Genomic DNA, 16,683 nt, shown 5'->3' on the forward strand with positions numbered 1-16,683 from the left:
TAGTTGACCCCATGAAACGGAGTGGGCCAATGGCATCGTCCAAGAGAGCAATTGTTGTGGGCGCCATTGTGCTTGTTCTTCTCTTGCTGCTCATCGTCGTGGGCATCATCGTCGGGGGCCTCGGAGCGCTGAATGCCAGCAGCACCGTGGCGTCCGGAAGCAACGCCCACGGAGAGGCGCGGGAAGCGCTCGCAACTACCGGTCGGTAAGTCTTGTGTGGCTCCAGCCCCTATGCAACCATGATGTTGCATAGGGGCTTTGCCATTTGAGGGGGATCTGATGGACACAAAACGCCAAGATGCAATTGAGGCGTCCATCGACATTCACTCCACCGCGTCATCGGTGTGGAAACTTGTCAGCGAACCCGGATGGTTTATCAATGGTGGCGTCATTACCGAGCACCGCATTGAGCGGCGGGGGGCATTTTCCACCGTGCATGACGCTATTTTCGGGACGTTTGAATTTGAGACTGTCCGGCTGGAGGAACCTGGGTATGCAGCGTTCCGCTCGTTGGGTGGGGACGAATGGGATGACCCGGTCCCGAATACCCTGATTGAGTTTTGGGTTGAAACCACCCACTCCGGCGACGTCCGCCTACGGGTGATGGAAAGTGGTTTTACCGCGTTTGGCGATGAGGAGTACGACCGCGTCATCGGAGCTAATACCCGGGGCTGGGCGGCAGAGATGCTTGCAGCACAGAGATATTTGAGCGATTCATGAGTTCTTGGTCGGTTCCCGAGGCGACGCGGCAGGTCTTTGCCGCGCTTGCGGATCCCACTCGGATTAGGGTGCTTAATCTCCTAGGCGAAAACGCCTCCAGTGCATCACGATTGAGTGTTCCCCTGGGGATCAGCCGCCAAGCGGTAGCCAAGCATCTGCGGATCCTTTTGGCGGCGGGCTTGGTCAAGCCAGATCGAACCGGTCGGGAGACTGTTTTTGAGACGGTGGTGGAGGGCTTGGTCCCGGTCTCGCAATTTATCAACCAGCTGCGGGGAGATCGCCGCGCCTAAAATTCCCTCAAACGGGGCATCTCGTCGGGGTATTTTATGAAGGCCGTTCGGAGACGGGCCGGTGATTTTCGGCTGTGACGGCACGTTCGCTTGCGAACGTGCCGTCACAGACCTGATGGAAAGCTTCGACCTAGAGTCCGGGAATCGTCACCGTATCCGAAGACTCCGGGGCTGAATGCACTGGTACCGCATTCCAATCGCTAAAGGTCATGGTTCCCGCGTCGTCTCCGGCCGTTCCGTCGCTAGACATCTTTAGGAGGAAGGGTTCACCCTAGGCAGCGAACCACATGTCGGTCTCATCGTCGGAGTATTTGAAGGCTTTTACTCCGTTGACATCCTCGAGGGCGCCCGGCTCTATTTTGGCCAAATCTGCTTCTTGGAGGCCATCTTCACCGAACGAGTCGATGAGGCTGCCCACACTGAAGTCTCCAAACTGACTGGTGTCAGAGACGGAGATCCATTTATCCCCGGCGACGAGGTCAATCATCTTGGCCGCATCCTCACCGGCTTGTTGAGAGAAGAATGATTTGTCAGCCTTGAGGTATCCGGTGCCCCCAACGTTGAGAATCTGTACGGTCGCCCCCTCGGTGGTGACTTCTGCCAACGTGTTGGATCCATCGCGCGTTCCGGAGAGCTTGAGATTCATAGTTTCGGAACCCCGCGTGAGGTCACCGATCAGAGCGGCCGAAGATGCCGACTGCATTGCTTCTAGGGCCCGCGGAAAAATGTCGGAAGCCTCCGGAGCGACGATGGTGGGTGCCTCGGCGGCGGCGTCCCCACTCCCGGTAGTCGTGGTCGAAATTGATGATTGATCCGGTGCTTGGGATGCGCCATTGCAACCGGCCAATGCCAAAGCCAAGCCGGCAGTAATGGGAATAAGTGCGATCTTGTTCGTGAACGTCTTCATGTTGGCCCTCCAAGGTGCGAATCTTCGGTTGATGGGGTGCCTCAGTACAAGTGACGTGAGCTAGGCACCCTAGAAGACTACCTGATGGATATATTCGACGAAGATCCTCGTGGGGACCGCGATCGTTCTAACTTGAATATTGGGTGAAGTAGCGGTGCTGATGGGTTCGGCACGGAAAAAGGCCTCCGCGCCCGGCCCCTGAAGGACTGGAGAGCGGAGGCCTTGCCTACTCTTTTGGGTCATGGACCGTGGACGAGCTGGCTTTCGACTTGAGGTGTTTCAAAAGCCTTGCGGAACGCCGTCTCGACCTTGTCGTTGAACGCGACGAGCACTACGCGGTGAATCGATGTCGAATGGCTGTACATTTCAAACCACTCGTGAATCGTGCGGGCAGCAATAGATGCGACATCTTCGGGCGACCAACCATAGGATCCTGCGCCGATGGCGGGAAAAGCGATGCTGGTGGCGCCAAGCCGTGAGGCAACGTAGAGCGAATTGCTGAAGCACTTCTCCAAGGTCTTGGGATTTACCTGTCCCACGTGCCTGTTGGGCCCGGGAGTATGGATGACCCAGCGTGCCGGAAGATTGCCGGCGCCCGTTGCCAAGGCGAGCCCCGAGGCAAGCCCGTCGGGGTGGCTCGTGGCTCGCAGCTGTCGGCATTCGGCCAGCAAGGAGGGGCCAGCTGCCACGTGGATCGCATCGTCGACGCCGCCACCGCCTAGCAGTGAGGGGTTTGCGGCATTAACGATCGCATCAACCTTTTGTTCGGTGATGTCTCCGCGCACGATCTCGATCAGCATTTTTCTGCTCCTGTCAGTGATCTAAAACACCTGATAAGCAACACAATACGCCCGGGTATCGGTCTTGTGGAGGGACGCACAGCGGATTCTCAGTTGTGACCGAGAAACGTGCGAGGATGCTGTGAACGGCTGGCTGATAAGCGGTGTTTTGTGACGCTGGATAACCTGGCGCGGACAAGAACCGCTGAATTGCTAAGACGCGGTGGGACTGCCAACCCCACCGCGTTTTGGCAGCGCTTTGGGACTTAGAGGTATTCGCTGAGCATGGCTTTGAGTTCCGGTAGGTCAAACATCTCGGTGACGGCAATGGCATTTTGTGCCCCCAGCTGCGGGTCCGCCCCGTTTTCGAGCAAGAGACGGGTGAGTGCCTCATTTCTGCGGAACACTGCGCACGTCAACGCGCCTTGGCCCTTGTCGTTGAGTCGATTGACATCGGCTCCACGCTCGAGAAGTCCCGCTACGATCTGGTGGTGGCCGTTGTAGGCGGCCAGGATCATGAGCGTGTCACCCTTGGAGTCCGTCAGGTCGGCCGGTACTCCGTGGTCGATGACGGCCATGAGTTTTTCGGTACTTCCCTCGCGGGCAAGATCAAAGATTGAGTGAAGGTAGGCGAGTTCTTCGTCGGACAGTGGCGCGGAGGCGTTCGGGTCAGTCATAGCCAAATCGTACCGGCGGTATGGGGCGAGGGAGTCATGAGGCGCAAACGACTGAATATTTATGTAGACTTATGAATAAGTATTAGAAGAGTGGTGTTGTATCCGGGGCCAACGAGCTGCCCTGCACTAGGATGAACACTGGATTTGGACACCTCGCGAACCGGCGCCCGACATGGGCACACGGAAGGATGAACATGGCATCGGCAACAAACGAAGGCGCACTCTGGGGCGGACGATTTGCCGGAGGCCCGGCAGACGCGCTGGCGGCCCTGAGCAAGTCCACACACTTTGACTGGCGGCTGGCCCGCTATGACATCGCCGGATCCCGCGCCCACGCTCGAGTGCTAAACACTGCCGGTCTTCTTGATGCACAGGAACTCGCCGGCATGATCAAGGCGTTGGACACCCTTGAAGCCGATGTTGTTTCGGGCGCCTATGTTGCCTCCGACTCCGATGAAGATGTCCATGGATCTCTTGAACGCGGATTGATTGAGCGCGCTGGCACCGCCCTGGGCGGCAAGCTGCGCGCCGGCCGTTCACGCAACGATCAGATTGCCACCCTTGGCCGCATGTTCCTGCGCGACCACGCACGGATCATTGCCGCCGGCGTGCTGGCCACCATCGATGCCCTGATCGAACAGGCCGAGGCGCATCCCAATGCCGCGATGCCGGGACGTACCCACCTGCAGCACGCGCAGCCGATCTTGCTTTCCCACCACCTTCTAGCCCATGCCTGGGCCATGCTGCGCGATGTGCAGCGCCTAGCCGACTGGGACAAGCGCGCGGCGGTTTCCCCCTACGGATCCGGAGCTCTTGCCGGCTCCTCGCTGGGTCTTGACCCCAACGCCGTGGCCGCCGAACTTGGCTTCAACTCCGCGGTCTGGAATTCGATCGATGGCACCGCGGCCCGCGACGTGTTCGCCGAATACGCCTGGATCGCCGCCATGATCGGCGTTGATCTTTCCCGTATCTCCGAAGAAGTCATCCTCTGGGCCACCAAGGAATTCTCCTTTGTCACCCTCGACGATGCCTTCTCCACCGGTTCGTCGATCATGCCGCAGAAGAAAAACCCGGACGTTGCCGAGCTGGCGCGTGGCAAGGCAGGTCGCCTCATTGGCAACCTCACCGGACTGATGGCAACACTCAAGGCGCTACCGCTGGCCTACAACCGTGACCTGCAGGAAGACAAGGAACCGGTCTTCGACGCGACCGACACCCTTGAACTACTCTTGCCGGCGGTATCTGGGATGATCGCCACCCTGAAATTCAATACCGAACGCATGGCCGAACTGGCCCCACTGGGCTTCGCCCTGGCCACCGACATTGCCGAATGGTTGGTCCGCCAGGGTGTGCCATTCCGCGAGGCACACGAGCTTTCAGGTGCCGCAGTTAAGCTAGCCGAATCCAAGGGCGGTGAACTCTGGGACCTGACCGACGAAGACTACGCCGGGATCTCGGAACACCTGACCCCCGAGGTGCGCACCGTGCTCTCCACTCAGGGATCACTTGACTCGCGCAGTGCCCAGGGCGGCACCGCACCCTCGGCCGTGGCTGCGCAACTTCTCGCCTTAAAGGAGGCACTGGTTCCGCTGCGGGCCTACTCGGCCTAAAGGGAACCGGCCCCGATGCAAAAGGTAGGGTTCCCCGCCACCACGGTGGGAACCCTACCTTCGCCATTTAACGCACCTCGTGCGGCTAGGCTGTGGGCATGAGTGAGCTGACACAACAAGAACTGACCGCCAAGATCGTTGCCTCCTTGACCACGCTGCGCGCGCTGGTGGCCACGATTGATACCACGGCAGCGGCCGAACCCAGCGCCCTGCCCGGCTGGAGTCGTGCTCACCTCTTAGCCCACATCGATGGATTTGCCCGGGCGGCTACCCGGCAACTTGAATCAATCGGGGCAACCGAACCTTTCCCCATGTATGACGGGGGAGCAGAGGGTAGAAACAATGCCATTGAGATGTTGGCATTGATGCGTGCAGACGCCCTGGTCGAGCGAGTTGATCAAGCCCTCGCTGCTCTGGGATCTGCCGTGAACGCCATCAAGGCGGAACAATGGGAACTAGCCACCGGATTCCGTGGCACAGGCTCCGTGGCAGAACTTTTTGCCGCCATCTGGCGCGAAAGTGTCATCCACTCCTCGGACCTGTTGCGCTCGCACTCGCCAGCTAACTGGGAGCCAGAATTTAATGCCCACCTATTCACCGAGCTGGCATCTCGTGTCCCGAAGTCCAAACGCTATATTTTGCAGCCACATGGTGCCCAGCGCATCGCGCTTGGCTCGGGCGACGAAGTCGTTGTCCTCAGCGGCACCGACTTCGATCTGGCCGCGTGGCTGGCCGGTCGTCAGCCGCTGGGTCCGGTGCAGGCCACCGCCGGCGCGGACGGTGCCGACCTTCCGGAGCTGGGCCCCTGGCCCTCCGGGCTGAAGGCCCGCAACTAGCACGAGTCCCGGAGGGAGGAGCGACGGTGCCGGACATGGAAGATCCGTTGCTGCGGCTGGGTTCGCTGCAGCTGGCGCCGCACCTGCTCGGCGCCCATGTCTCGACCTTCATCGGCGGGCAGCTGGTGGTGGTCCGGCTGACCGAGGTGGAAGCCTACGGCGGTGCCCTGGACCCCGGATCCCACGCTTATCGGGGAAAGACCGTACGCAACGCCGGCCTGTTCTGCCCGCCGGGCACCGCCTACATCTACTTCACCTACGGGATGCATTTTTGCGCCAATGTGGTGTGCGGGACCGAAGGCACGGCCTCGGCGGTGCTGCTGCGCGCAGGCGAAGTCGTCTCCGGCCTCGAAACGGCGACGGCCAGGCGCGGCCACCCCGGGGGACCGGCAGCCAGGCTGCTCAGCGGCCCCGCGCGGTTGGCCCAGGGCCTCGGGCTGACGCTGGAACACAACCTCGCGCGTTTCCGCCGAGGCACCGCGACACCTCCGGGCCCGGACCTCGGCCTGGACAGGCTGGCCACAACCCCGTCGGCGCACCTTACCGGCCCGCGCACCGGCGTGGCCGGCAGCGGCGGCGGGGACGAGTACCCGTACAGGTTCTGGCTTCCGGGCGAGCCCAGCGTCTCGCCCTACCGGAAGGCGGCGCCGCGCAGGGCCCGCGGCCCAAGGGACTAGACTTATTGGGTGAATCCAGAGCCCGAAACCATTAATGACCTTCTTGACCGGTTGAGCGAAATCGTTCCCGATTACCCCTCCGCCGGCATTTCCTTCAAGGACCTCACCCCGGTCTTTGCCGATCCGCAGGGTCTGCGCCGCATTGTTGATGAGATCATCGCACCCTTCGCCGGACAGTTTGATGTCATCGCCGGTCTTGAGGCGCGCGGCTTCGTGCTGGCTGCCGCGGCTGCCTACGCCACTGGCACGGGCATGATCACCATCCGCAAGGCCGGCAAATTGCCACGTGCCGTACACCGCGATGATTACACCCTTGAATACGGGACCGGGACGCTAGAACTGCACCGCGACGATATTGCTCCGGGAACCCGTGTGCTGATCCTTGACGACGTGCTGGCCACCGGCGGTACCGTCGGCTCCGCCGCCCGCTTGCTCGGTATGGCCGGTGCACACGTCGCCGGGATCGGCGTGGTCCTTGAACTTCAAGAACTCGGTGGCCGTGAAAAACTCGAGGGACTCGAAGTCCATTCCCTCCAATTGGTCTAGTCACCGCACCTCGTCCGGAAATCTTTATGACATCCGGTCAAACCCCTCCTTCGACAGAGCGTAAACTGGTCTGTCCACGATTTCGCAACATCATCGGAGTGCTGAATGCCAGAGTCCACGACCGTTCAACCGGAGCTCGAAGCCGAACGCAAGTACGTTTCGATGCTTTACTCCCGCCTGGATGAACTGCGCGCCGAGAAGCTCGCACAGCTCACCCGGACCCGCCGCGGCGGTGCCCAGGGATCCATCCAGAACGTGTCCGAACGCGACTCCTTTGCCGCGCTCTACGAGGACCGCCTCTCACAGCTCAACGCGGTAGAGGACCGACTGGTCTTCGGTCGGCTAGATCTGGACGATGACGTGAACCGTGCCGGTGAGGAAGCCGGTGCCCCGCGCTACATCGGTCGCATCGGTATGACCGACGATGACCTCACCCGCTTGATGGTGGACTGGCGTGCCCCCGAAGCCGCAGCCTTCTATCAGGCTACCGCCCTGCGCCGGCAAGGAGTGCGGCGTCGGCGGCACCTGATGCTACGCGGACGCACCGTGCTGGGCATTGACGACGAGGTTTTGGACACCGACCTTTTTATCGAAAACGACAACCTGCAGGGCGAGGGCGCGCTCATGGCGGCCCTGACGCAAAAACGCACCGGTCGCATGGGCGACATCGTGGGCACGATCCAGGCCGAACAGGACGCGATCATCCGCTCCCCGCTGGCCGGGGTGTTGGTTGTTCAGGGTGGTCCGGGAACCGGGAAGACCGCCGTGGCTCTGCACCGCGCAGCCTTCTTGCTCTACGAACACCGCGAGCGACTCAACACCGCCGGCGTCCTGCTGGTGGGCCCCTCGTCCTCCTTCATGCGCTACATCGAACGCGTCTTACCTTCCCTGGGTGAGACCGGCGTGGTGATGTCATCGGTCGGCGAACTCTACCCGGGCCTGGTCGCCGTGCCCGAACACAACCGCGAAACGGCGCGCATCAAGGGCAAGGCTTTCATGGCCAAGGTGGTCGCCAAGGCGGTGTCCAACCGCCAACGCTTGCTGCACGAAGACCGCCGCGTGGTGGTGGAGGGAACCCGGCTGGTGCTCAGTCGCGGACAGGTTCGCCATGCCCGTGAAAAGGCGCGTGCATCGCGCAAACCACACAATGAGGCCCGCGAGGTATTCACCAAGATTTTGGTGCGCGAGTTGGCGGCACAATTGCAGCAGATCCTCGAGGACTCCTCGGGCAACGGCAACGCCGTGGACCGCAGCTACCTGGTCCAAGAGGTCCGCGAATCGCGAGACGTGCGCATCGCGTTGAACCTGTGCTGGATGCCGATGACTCCGCAGTCGCTGCTGGAGGAGCTGTTCGCCAAGGAACACCTGCTGGCCGCCGCCGCGCCACAGCTGCGCCCGCACGAACTCAAGGCGCTGCAGCGCACCCCCGGTTCGCCCTGGACCGAGGCCGACGTCCCTTTGCTTGATGAAGCGGCAGAATTACTCGGCGAGTTCAAGGCAGTGGGCAACGCAGATAACGGAACCGAAGCGCAGCTGAAGCGAGATCTCGAGAACGCCGAGGCGACACTGCGCAATGTGGGCGAAATGATGTTTAACGCCGGCATTGACGGTTTGGTCGAGGCCCAAGATCTGGCGGACATGAATCAGGAGACCGCGGTGCGGCAATCAGCCGCCGAACGCGCCGTCGCCGACCGCTCATGGGCCTATGGTCACGTGGTGGTGGATGAGGCGCAGGAACTTTCCCCCATGCAGTGGCGTTTGTTGATGCGTCGGTGCCCGCTCAAATCCTTCACCGTGGTCGGCGACATTGCCCAGACCTCGTCGGCCTCCGGCGCCACCAGCTGGGCGCAGGCCATGAAACCGTTTGTTGCCGAGCGCTTTACGCTCGAGGAACTCACCGTCAACTACCGCACGCCGATGCAGATTGCCGAGGCAGCCACTCGTGTTGCCCATGCGGCAGGACTAAAAATCTCGACCCCGAAGGCCGTGCGCGAGGGCCAATGGCCGCCGTTGGTTGATCGCTTGGCCCCGGGAGAGCTGCTGCCCAAGCTGCGCGAGGTGCTGCCCGGTGAGGTGGCAATCGCCGATGGCGGGCTGCTGGCAGTGATCGTTCCCGAATCTCGGCTCACGGTGGTGCGCGCGGCCGTGGTGGAGCAATTTGGTCGCCGCGTGGGAACCGGATCCGGTGGACTGAGCCAAGACATCGTGGTGCTTGGCGCACGCGAAGCCAAGGGTCTGGAATTTGATGTGGTGCTGGTGCTGGAGCCGCAGGAACTGATCGACGAGGTAGAAGGCACCGTCGGTGACCTCTACGTCGCGATGACCCGCACGACGCAGCGCTTGCGCATTCTGGCTGAGGGGACGATTCCGGCGGGCATTGACTCGGAGAAGTAATTCCGCGCGGAGACTGCTAATTTAGTAGGGTGTCTGAAATTGAGCAGAATCCCGCCTTGTCGGGACAGAGTAATGATCCGTCGTTTGCCAACATTTGGCAGGAACTGAAGTGGCGTGGCCTGGTCCACGTTTCCACTGATGAAACCGAGCTCGAAAAGGTGCTCTCCGAGGAGATAATTACCTATTACTGCGGGTTTGACCCCACGGCAGCCTCGTTGCACCTGGGCAACTTGGTCCAGTTGCTGAATATGCGTCGACTGCAATTGGCCGGTCACAAGCCTCTCGGACTGGTGGGTGGTTCCACCGGGTTGATTGGCGATCCGCGCCAGACCGCCGAACGTGTCCTGAACACCAAGGAGACGGTGGCCGAATGGGTCGGTAAACTCCAAGCGCAGGTTGCTCGCTTCTTATCCTTCGAGGGTGAGAATGCCGCGCGCATGGTCAACAACCTTGACTGGACCGCCAACCTCAGCGCCATCGACTTCCTGCGTGAAGTGGGCAAGTACTTCCGCGTGGGCACCATGATCAAGAAGGAAACCGTTGCTGCTCGCCTGAACTCCGATGAGGGCATCAGCTACACCGAATTCAGCTACCAGGTGCTGCAGGGCTACGACTACCTGCAGCTACACAAGCTCTACGGTTGCACCCTGCAGACCGGTGGCTCGGATCAGTGGGGAAATCTCACCAGCGGTACCGACTTGATTCGCAAGGCCGAGGGCAAGAGCGCGTACGCCTACGGAACGCCATTGATCACCAACTCCGATGGCACCAAATTCGGCAAGTCCGAGGGTAACGCCATTTGGTTGGACGCGGAGATGTGCAGCCCGTACGCCTTCTACCAGTTCTGGCTGAACACCGCCGATGCCGATGTGGCTTCGCGGTTGAAGGTCTTCACCTTCCTGACCCGCGCCGAGATCGAGGCTCTGGAGCAGGAAGTGGCAGATCGTCCCTTTGCCCGCAAGGGCCAGAAGGAACTTGCCTACCTGGTTACCTCGTTGGTCCACGGAGTTGATGCAACCGAGAAGGTTATCGCAGCATCTGCAGCACTCTTTGGCCAGGGCGAACTGAGCGACATGGATGAAGCGACCCTTCGCGCCGCAACCCAAGAGCTGACGAGCACCACTATTAACGGTGATGACCTAGACATCGTTTCGGTGTTGATGGCTTCGGGACTCTCTGAATCGAAGTCGGCGGCTCGCCGTACGGTGAATGAGGGTGGAGCATACGTTAATAACGTGAAGTACTCGGACCTTGATGCGGTTATTAACAAGGATGATTTGCTTCATGGTCGCTACCTCTTGGTACGACGCGGAAAGAAGAACCTGGCTGTCGTTGAAGTTGCCTAGTTAGGGGAACAACGCCCGGTTTGCCGAAAGGCAGGAAAAGTCGGGGTGGGGGAGTGTTGCTGATCACTGCAGCTTCCCTGCCCCGACTTTTTTGTTTCCGAAAGGACCTAGGATCCCTATATATACGGGGTTTTCGCGGTTTTTGGTGGGGGAGAGGGCTGATTTCCTCTTCGGGTGTTTTGTGTGTATAGTTTTCTAAGTCGCCGCGAGGGACACCACGGGAATACTGCGGAGAGAATCGCCGGGCGACCGAATTTCTACTCAATCCCCTTCCAAAATTTTGTTCGGTGCTTTGTTGTGCCGAGGAGATGGTGGGAGCTGAGTGTTGGGGCAGTGTTCATCAGTGATGGTGGATTTGTTCTTCGACACGCGGTGGGGTAAGGTAGACAAGTTGCTCCAGAGCGAAGCGCCGGCAGGAAACGTTAGTCCGGGTCGTGGATGTTGGAAGTGTCTGTTGTTTGAGAACTCAATAGTGTGCCAAGTTTGTTGATACCAATTTATTTATTTTATTGGTGAATGGCTTCAAGGTTTGCACCCCCCGGTGTGGATGCTTGAGGCAATTTGCCAGGATGTTTTTACTTGGTGCAACCCGGTCGACTTTTTCCAGTTGGCGTGTTGGTTGTGTCTGTATATTTTTTTACGGAGAGTTTGATCCTGGCTCAGGATGAACGCTGGCGGCGTGCTTAACACATGCAAGTCGAACGATGACTTTTGTGCTTGCACAGAATGATTAGTGGCGAACGGGTGAGTAACACGTGAGTAACCTGCCCCTGACTCTGGGATAAGCCTGGGAAACTGGGTCTAATACTGGATATGCACCGTAGACCGCATGGTTTTTGGTGGAAAGAATTTTGGTCAGGGATGGACTCGCGGCCTATCAGCTTGTTGGTGAGGTAATGGCTCACCAAGGCGACGACGGGTAGCCGGCCTGAGAGGGTGACCGGCCACACTGGGACTGAGACACGGCCCAGACTCCTACGGGAGGCAGCAGTGGGGAATATTGCACAATGGGCGAAAGCCTGATGCAGCGACGCCGCGTGAGGGATGACGGCCTTCGGGTTGTAAACCTCTTTCAGTAGGGAAGAAGCGAAAGTGACGGTACCTGCAGAAGAAGCGCCGGCTAACTACGTGCCAGCAGCCGCGGTAATACGTAGGGCGCAAGCGTTATCCGGAATTATTGGGCGTAAAGAGCTCGTAGGCGGTTTGTCGCGTCTGCCGTGAAAGTCCGAGGCTCAACTTCGGATCTGCGGTGGGTACGGGCAGACTAGAGTGATGTAGGGGAGACTGGAATTCCTGGTGTAGCGGTGAAATGCGCAGATATCAGGAGGAACACCGATGGCGAAGGCAGGTCTCTGGGCATCTACTGACGCTGAGGAGCGAAAGCATGGGGAGCGAACAGGATTAGATACCCTGGTAGTCCATGCCGTAAACGTTGGGCACTAGGTGTGGGGGACATTCCACGTTTTCCGCGCCGTAGCTAACGCATTAAGTGCCCCGCCTGGGGAGTACGGCCGCAAGGCTAAAACTCAAAGGAATTGACGGGGGCCCGCACAAGCGGCGGAGCATGCGGATTAATTCGATGCAACGCGAAGAACCTTACCAAGGCTTGACATGTGCTAGATCGCCATAGAAATATGGTTTCCCCTTTGGGGCTGGTTCACAGGTGGTGCATGGTTGTCGTCAGCTCGTGTCGTGAGATGTTGGGTTAAGTCCCGCAACGAGCGCAACCCTCGTTCTATGTTGCCAGCACGTTATGGTGGGGACTCATAGGAGACTGCCGGGGTCAACTCGGAGGAAGGTGGGGACGACGTCAAATCATCATGCCCCTTATGTCTTGGGCTTCACGCATGCTACAATGGCCGGTACAATGGGTTGCGATACTGTGAGGTGGAGCTAATCCCAAAAAGCCGGTCTCAGTTCGGATTGGGGTCTGCAACTCGACCCCATGAAGTCGGAGTCGCTAGTAATCGCAGATCAGCAACGCTGCGGTGAATACGTTCCCGGGCCTTGTACACACCGCCCGTCAAGTCACGAAAGTTGGTAACACCCGAAGCCGGTGGCCTAACCCCTTGTGGGAGGGAGCCGTCGAAGGTGGGACTGGCGATTGGGACTAAGTCGTAACAAGGTAGCCGTACCGGAAGGTGCGGCTGGATCACCTCCTTTCTAAGGAGCAACTAACACCTTCGCAGGCACATCAAAGTATGTGTTTTGTGGGTGTTCAGTGCTGCTCGTATCCATCACTTGTGTTGATGGGCGAGTGCTCAAGGGTGGAATATCAACAAATTATGGCTGTTCATGTTGTGGAGGTTGTTTTTAGTACGCTCGCTTGCGGGTTGGAATGAGATGAGTTCTATGAGGTGGATGGTTTTTGGCACACTGTTGGGTCCTGAAATAACAGGCTCCGACTTTTCTTGTATGCCCTTTGGGGTGTGTGAGGGGGTTGGTGGGTTTGTTGTTTTAGTGTTGTCCCGCGCATGGCCTAAGCGAGCATGGTGCGCACCTTTGGGTGTGTGGTGTTGGTGGTGGGTGTGATGGGGTTGTTGTTTGGGAACTGTATAGTGGACGCGAGCATCTTGTGAAACAGGATTGACTGATAACTCTTTTGGGGTTGTTGGTTGGTTTGTTTGTTTTGCAAAGCAATTTCTTATGATAATGAATCTTGGTGCACATAACTCTTTTAGGGTTGTGTGTTTTCTTGATTCTTTCGATTGTAATGTTTTAGCGCTTGTAATTATTTTGATCATGTTTGTGGTCAAGTTTTTAAGGGCGCACGGTGGATGCCTTGGCATTGGGAGCCGAAGAAGGACGTGGGAATCTGCGATAAGCCTGGAGGAGTCGATAACCGGACGTTGATACCAGGATTTCCGAATGGGGAAACCCCGTACGGTGTTATGCCGTATGACCCGTAGCTGAACACATAGGCTACGTGGAGGGAACGAGGGGAAGTGAAACATCTCAGTACCCTCAGGAAGAGAAAACAATAGTGATTCCGTTAGTAGTGGCGAGCGAACGCGGATGGGGCTAAACCGAGCCATGTGTGATAGCCGGCGGGCGTTGCATGGTCGGGGTTGTGGGACTTTCCGTATCAGTTCTGCCGGACTGGTGAAGTGAGGTGCGGGCGTATAGGCGAATCGGTTTGAATGCCGGACCGTAGAGGGTGAGAGTCCCGTAGTGCTAATGCGTTCCGCCGCTTTGTGGAAGTATCCCAAGTAGGACGGGGCCCGAGAAATCCCGTTTGAATCTGCCAGGACCACCTGGTAAGCCTAAATACTACCCAATGACCGATAGCGGATAAGTACCGTGAGGGAATGGTGAAAAGTACCCCGGGAGGGGAGTGAAATAGTACCTGAAACCGTGCGCTTACAATCCGTTGGAGCCTCCTTGTTGGGGTGACAGCGTGCCTTTTGAAGAATGAGCCTGCGAGTTAGTGTTACGTCGCGAGGTTAACCCGTGTGGGGAAGCCGTAGCGAAAGCGAGTCTGAATAGGGCGAGTTAGTGGCGTGATCTAGACCCGAAGCGAAGTGATCTACCCATGGCCAGGTTGAAGCGCGTGTAAGAGCGCGTGGAGGACCGAACCCACTTCAGTTGAAAATGGAGGGGATGAGCTGTGGGTAGGGGTGAAAGGCCAATCAAACTTCGTGATAGCTGGTTCTCCCCGAAATGCATTTAGGTGCAGCGTTGCGTGTTTCTTATCGGAGGTAGAGCTACTGGATGGCTAATGGGCCCTACAAGGTTACTGACGTCAGCCAAACTCCGAATGCCGATAAGTGAGAGCGCAGCAGTGAGACTGTGGGGGATAAGCTTCATAGTCGAGAGGGAAACAGCCCAGAACGCCAACTAAGGCCCCTAAGCGTGTGCTAAGTGGAAAAGGATGTGGAGTTGCGAAGACAACCAGGAGGTTGGCTTAGAAGCAGCCACCCTTGAAAGAGTGCGTAATAGCTCACTGGTCAAGTGATTCCGCGCCGACAATGTAGCGGGGCTCAAGCACACCGCCGAAGTTGCGTCATTCATATATTTTGGTAGGCCTTCGTGGTCCAGCCGTATGGATGGGTAGGGGAGCGTCGTGTGGGCAGTGAAGTCGCGGTGTAAACCAGCGGTGGAGCCCACACGAGTGAGAATGCAGGCATGAGTAGCGAATGACGGGTGAGAAACCCGTCCGCCGAATGATCAAGGGTTCCAGGGTCAAGCTAATCTGCCCTGGGTAAGTCGGGACCTAAGGCGAGGCCGACAGGCGTAGTCGATGGACAACGGGTTGATATTCCCGTACCGGCGAAAAACCGTCCATATTGAACTGGTAATGCTAACCACCCCAAAGACCCTTTTGATGTTCCTTCGGGAATGTTGTTGGGTGTGCGGCGTGGGACCCGAGCCAGGGAGGTAAGCGTATTAACAGGTGTGACGCAGGAAGGTAGCCGAGCCAGGCAATGGAATTGACCTGGTCCAAGGGTGTAGGACGAGTCGTAGGCAAATCCGCGATTCATATAAGTCTGAGACCTGATAGGCGCCCCTTTTGGGGGGTGATTCGGTGATCCTATGCTGCCAAGAAAAGCATCGACGCGAGGTTTTAGCCGCCCGTACCCCAAACCGACACAGGTGATCAGGTAGAGAATACTAAGGCGATCGAGAGAATCATGGTTAAGGAACTCGGCAAAATGCCCCCGTAACTTCGGGAGAAGGGGGGCCTGCCTCGTGAAAGAACCTAGCGTTCTGGAGCGGGTGTGGGCCGCAGAGACCAGGGGGAAGCGACTGTTTACTAAAAACACAGGTCCGTGCGAAGTCGCAAGACGATGTATACGGACTGACTCCTGCCCGGTGCTGGAAGGTTAAGAGGACCGGTTAGCTCTTTGGAGCGAAGCTGAGAATTTAAGCCCCAGTAAACGGCGGTGGTAACTATAACCATCCTAAGGTAGCGAAATTCCTTGTCGGGTAAGTTCCGACCTGCACGAATGGAGTAACGACTTCCCCGCTGTCTCAACCATGAACTCGGCGAAATTGCACTACGAGTAAAGATGCTCGTTACGCGCAGCAGGACGGAAAGACCCCGAGACCTTTACTATAGTTTGGTATTGGTGTTCGGTGCAGCTTGTGTAGGATAGGTGGGAGACTGTGAAGCTCGGACGCTAGTTCGGGTGGAGTCATCGTTGAAATACCACTCTGGCTGTACCGGTCACCTAACTTCGGCCCATGATCTGGGTCAGGGACAGTGCCTGATGGGTAGTTTAACTGGGGCGGTTGCCTCCTAAAGAGTAACGGAGGCGCCCAAAGGTTCCCTCAGCCTGGTTGGCAATCAGGTGTCGAGTGTAAGTGCACAAGGGAGCTTGACTGTGAGAGCGACAGCTCGAGCAGGGACGAAAGTCGGGACTAGTGATCCGGCGGCACGTTGTGGAACGGCCGTCGCTCAACGGATAAAAGGTACCTCGGGGATAACAGGCTGATCTTGCCCAAGAGTCCATATCGACGGCATGGTTTGGCACCTCGATGTCGGCTCGTCGCATCCTGGGGCTGGAGTAGGTCCCAAGGGTTGGGCTGTTCGCCCATTAAAGCGGTACGCGAGCTGGGTTTAGAACGTCGTGAGACAGTTCGGTCCCTATCCGCTGCGCGCGCAGGAAATTTGAGAAGAGCTGTCCTTAGTACGAGAGGACCGGGACGGACGAACCTCTGGTGTGTCAGTTGTACTGCCAAGTGCACCGCTGATTAGCTACGTTCGGAAGGGATAACCGCTGAAAGCATCTAAGCGGGAAGCCCACTTCGAGATGAGATTTCCATACACTTTTGAGTGTGAGAGGCCCCCAGCCAGACCACTGGGTTGATAGGCAGGATGTGGAAGCGAGGACTAAAGACTCGTGAAGCTGACCTGTACTAATAGGCCGACAACTTAAACCACAAACACCACGCATCAAC

General features: G+C 58.3%; 13 protein-coding genes and 2 rRNA genes. 11 read left to right on the forward strand and 4 right to left on the reverse strand.

The features are described 5' to 3' along the window. Positions 1-29 precede the first annotated feature (29 nt). From KUF55_RS05850 to KUF55_RS05860, 3 genes are all read left to right on the forward strand, one after another. Positions 30-209, forward strand: a complete 180-nt coding sequence (locus tag KUF55_RS05850) for a hypothetical protein (protein ID WP_218818279.1) — start codon at positions 30-32, stop codon at positions 207-209. A 70-nt stretch (positions 210-279) separates the two neighbouring features. Continuing rightward, positions 280-720: an ATPase gene (locus KUF55_RS05855; protein ID WP_218818280.1), complete on the forward strand. Its 441-nt coding sequence runs from the start codon at positions 280-282 to the stop codon at positions 718-720. Next, entirely contained in the window at positions 717-1,010 is a 294-nt protein-coding gene (locus KUF55_RS05860) for a helix-turn-helix transcriptional regulator (RefSeq protein ID WP_218818281.1), read from the forward strand. The genes KUF55_RS05855 and KUF55_RS05860 overlap by 4 nt, the downstream gene beginning before the upstream one ends. A gap of 271 nt (positions 1,011-1,281) precedes the next feature. On the opposite strand, the gene KUF55_RS05865 is transcribed toward KUF55_RS05860, so the two are convergent. From KUF55_RS05865 to KUF55_RS05875, 3 genes are all read right to left on the reverse strand, one after another. Next, the gene (locus KUF55_RS05865) at positions 1,282-1,917 is read right to left on the reverse strand and encodes a hypothetical protein (RefSeq protein WP_218818282.1); all 636 of its coding nucleotides are present in this window, start codon (positions 1,915-1,917) and stop codon (positions 1,282-1,284) included. 239 nt (positions 1,918-2,156) lie between these two features. Then, the gene (locus KUF55_RS05870) at positions 2,157-2,717 is read right to left on the reverse strand and encodes an O-acetyl-ADP-ribose deacetylase (RefSeq protein ID WP_132361308.1); all 561 of its coding nucleotides are present in this window, start codon (positions 2,715-2,717) and stop codon (positions 2,157-2,159) included. 245 nt (positions 2,718-2,962) lie between these two features. Further along, on the reverse strand, positions 2,963-3,373 hold the full coding sequence (locus KUF55_RS05875; protein ID WP_218818283.1) for an ankyrin repeat domain-containing protein: 411 nt from the start codon (positions 3,371-3,373) through the stop codon (positions 2,963-2,965). Between the two features lie 194 nt (positions 3,374-3,567). Between KUF55_RS05875 and argH the strand changes: the two genes are divergently transcribed. The 7 genes from argH to KUF55_RS05910 all read left to right on the forward strand — a co-directional run bounded on the left by argH (position 3,568) and on the right by KUF55_RS05910 (position 12,945). Further along, positions 3,568-4,983 carry an argininosuccinate lyase gene (gene argH, locus KUF55_RS05880; protein ID WP_132361304.1) on the forward strand — a complete coding sequence of 472 codons (1,416 nt, stop codon included), beginning with the start codon at positions 3,568-3,570 and terminating at the stop codon, positions 4,981-4,983. Between the two features lie 98 nt (positions 4,984-5,081). Further along, on the forward strand, positions 5,082-5,819 hold the full coding sequence (locus KUF55_RS05885) for a maleylpyruvate isomerase family mycothiol-dependent enzyme (protein WP_218818284.1): 738 nt from the start codon (positions 5,082-5,084) through the stop codon (positions 5,817-5,819). A 35-nt stretch (positions 5,820-5,854) separates the two neighbouring features. Then, a complete protein-coding gene (locus KUF55_RS05890; RefSeq protein ID WP_218818285.1) occupies positions 5,855-6,496 on the forward strand; it encodes a DNA-3-methyladenine glycosylase in 642 nt (213 codons plus the stop codon). Positions 6,497-6,505: 9 nt separating this feature from the next. Beyond that, the gene (locus KUF55_RS05895) at positions 6,506-7,042 is read left to right on the forward strand and encodes an adenine phosphoribosyltransferase (protein ID WP_132361298.1); all 537 of its coding nucleotides are present in this window, start codon (positions 6,506-6,508) and stop codon (positions 7,040-7,042) included. A 105-nt stretch (positions 7,043-7,147) separates the two neighbouring features. Then, positions 7,148-9,436: a UvrD-helicase domain-containing protein gene (locus KUF55_RS05900; protein WP_132361296.1), complete on the forward strand. Its 2,289-nt coding sequence runs from the start codon at positions 7,148-7,150 to the stop codon at positions 9,434-9,436. 56 nt (positions 9,437-9,492) lie between these two features. After that, on the forward strand, positions 9,493-10,782 hold the full coding sequence (tyrS, locus tag KUF55_RS05905) for a tyrosine--tRNA ligase (protein ID WP_255557348.1): 1,290 nt from the start codon (positions 9,493-9,495) through the stop codon (positions 10,780-10,782). Positions 10,783-11,418: 636 nt separating this feature from the next. Beyond that, positions 11,419-12,945 (forward strand): 16S ribosomal RNA (locus KUF55_RS05910). A gap of 98 nt (positions 12,946-13,043) precedes the next feature. Here the strand turns inward: KUF55_RS05910 and KUF55_RS05915 are convergent. Next, positions 13,044-13,526 carry a hypothetical protein gene (locus KUF55_RS05915; RefSeq protein WP_218817663.1) on the reverse strand — a complete coding sequence of 161 codons (483 nt, stop codon included), beginning with the start codon at positions 13,524-13,526 and terminating at the stop codon, positions 13,044-13,046. Between the two features lie 6 nt (positions 13,527-13,532). Between KUF55_RS05915 and KUF55_RS05920 the strand changes: the two genes are divergently transcribed. Continuing rightward, a 23S ribosomal RNA gene (locus KUF55_RS05920) occupies positions 13,533-16,665 on the forward strand. The 16S and 23S rRNA genes sit together here, the layout of an rRNA operon. Positions 16,666-16,683: the final 18 nt, after the last annotated feature.

This window comes from Paeniglutamicibacter sp. Y32M11, from assembly GCF_019285735.1.
In the GTDB taxonomy this organism is placed as follows: Bacteria; Actinomycetota; Actinomycetes; order Actinomycetales; family Micrococcaceae; genus Paeniglutamicibacter.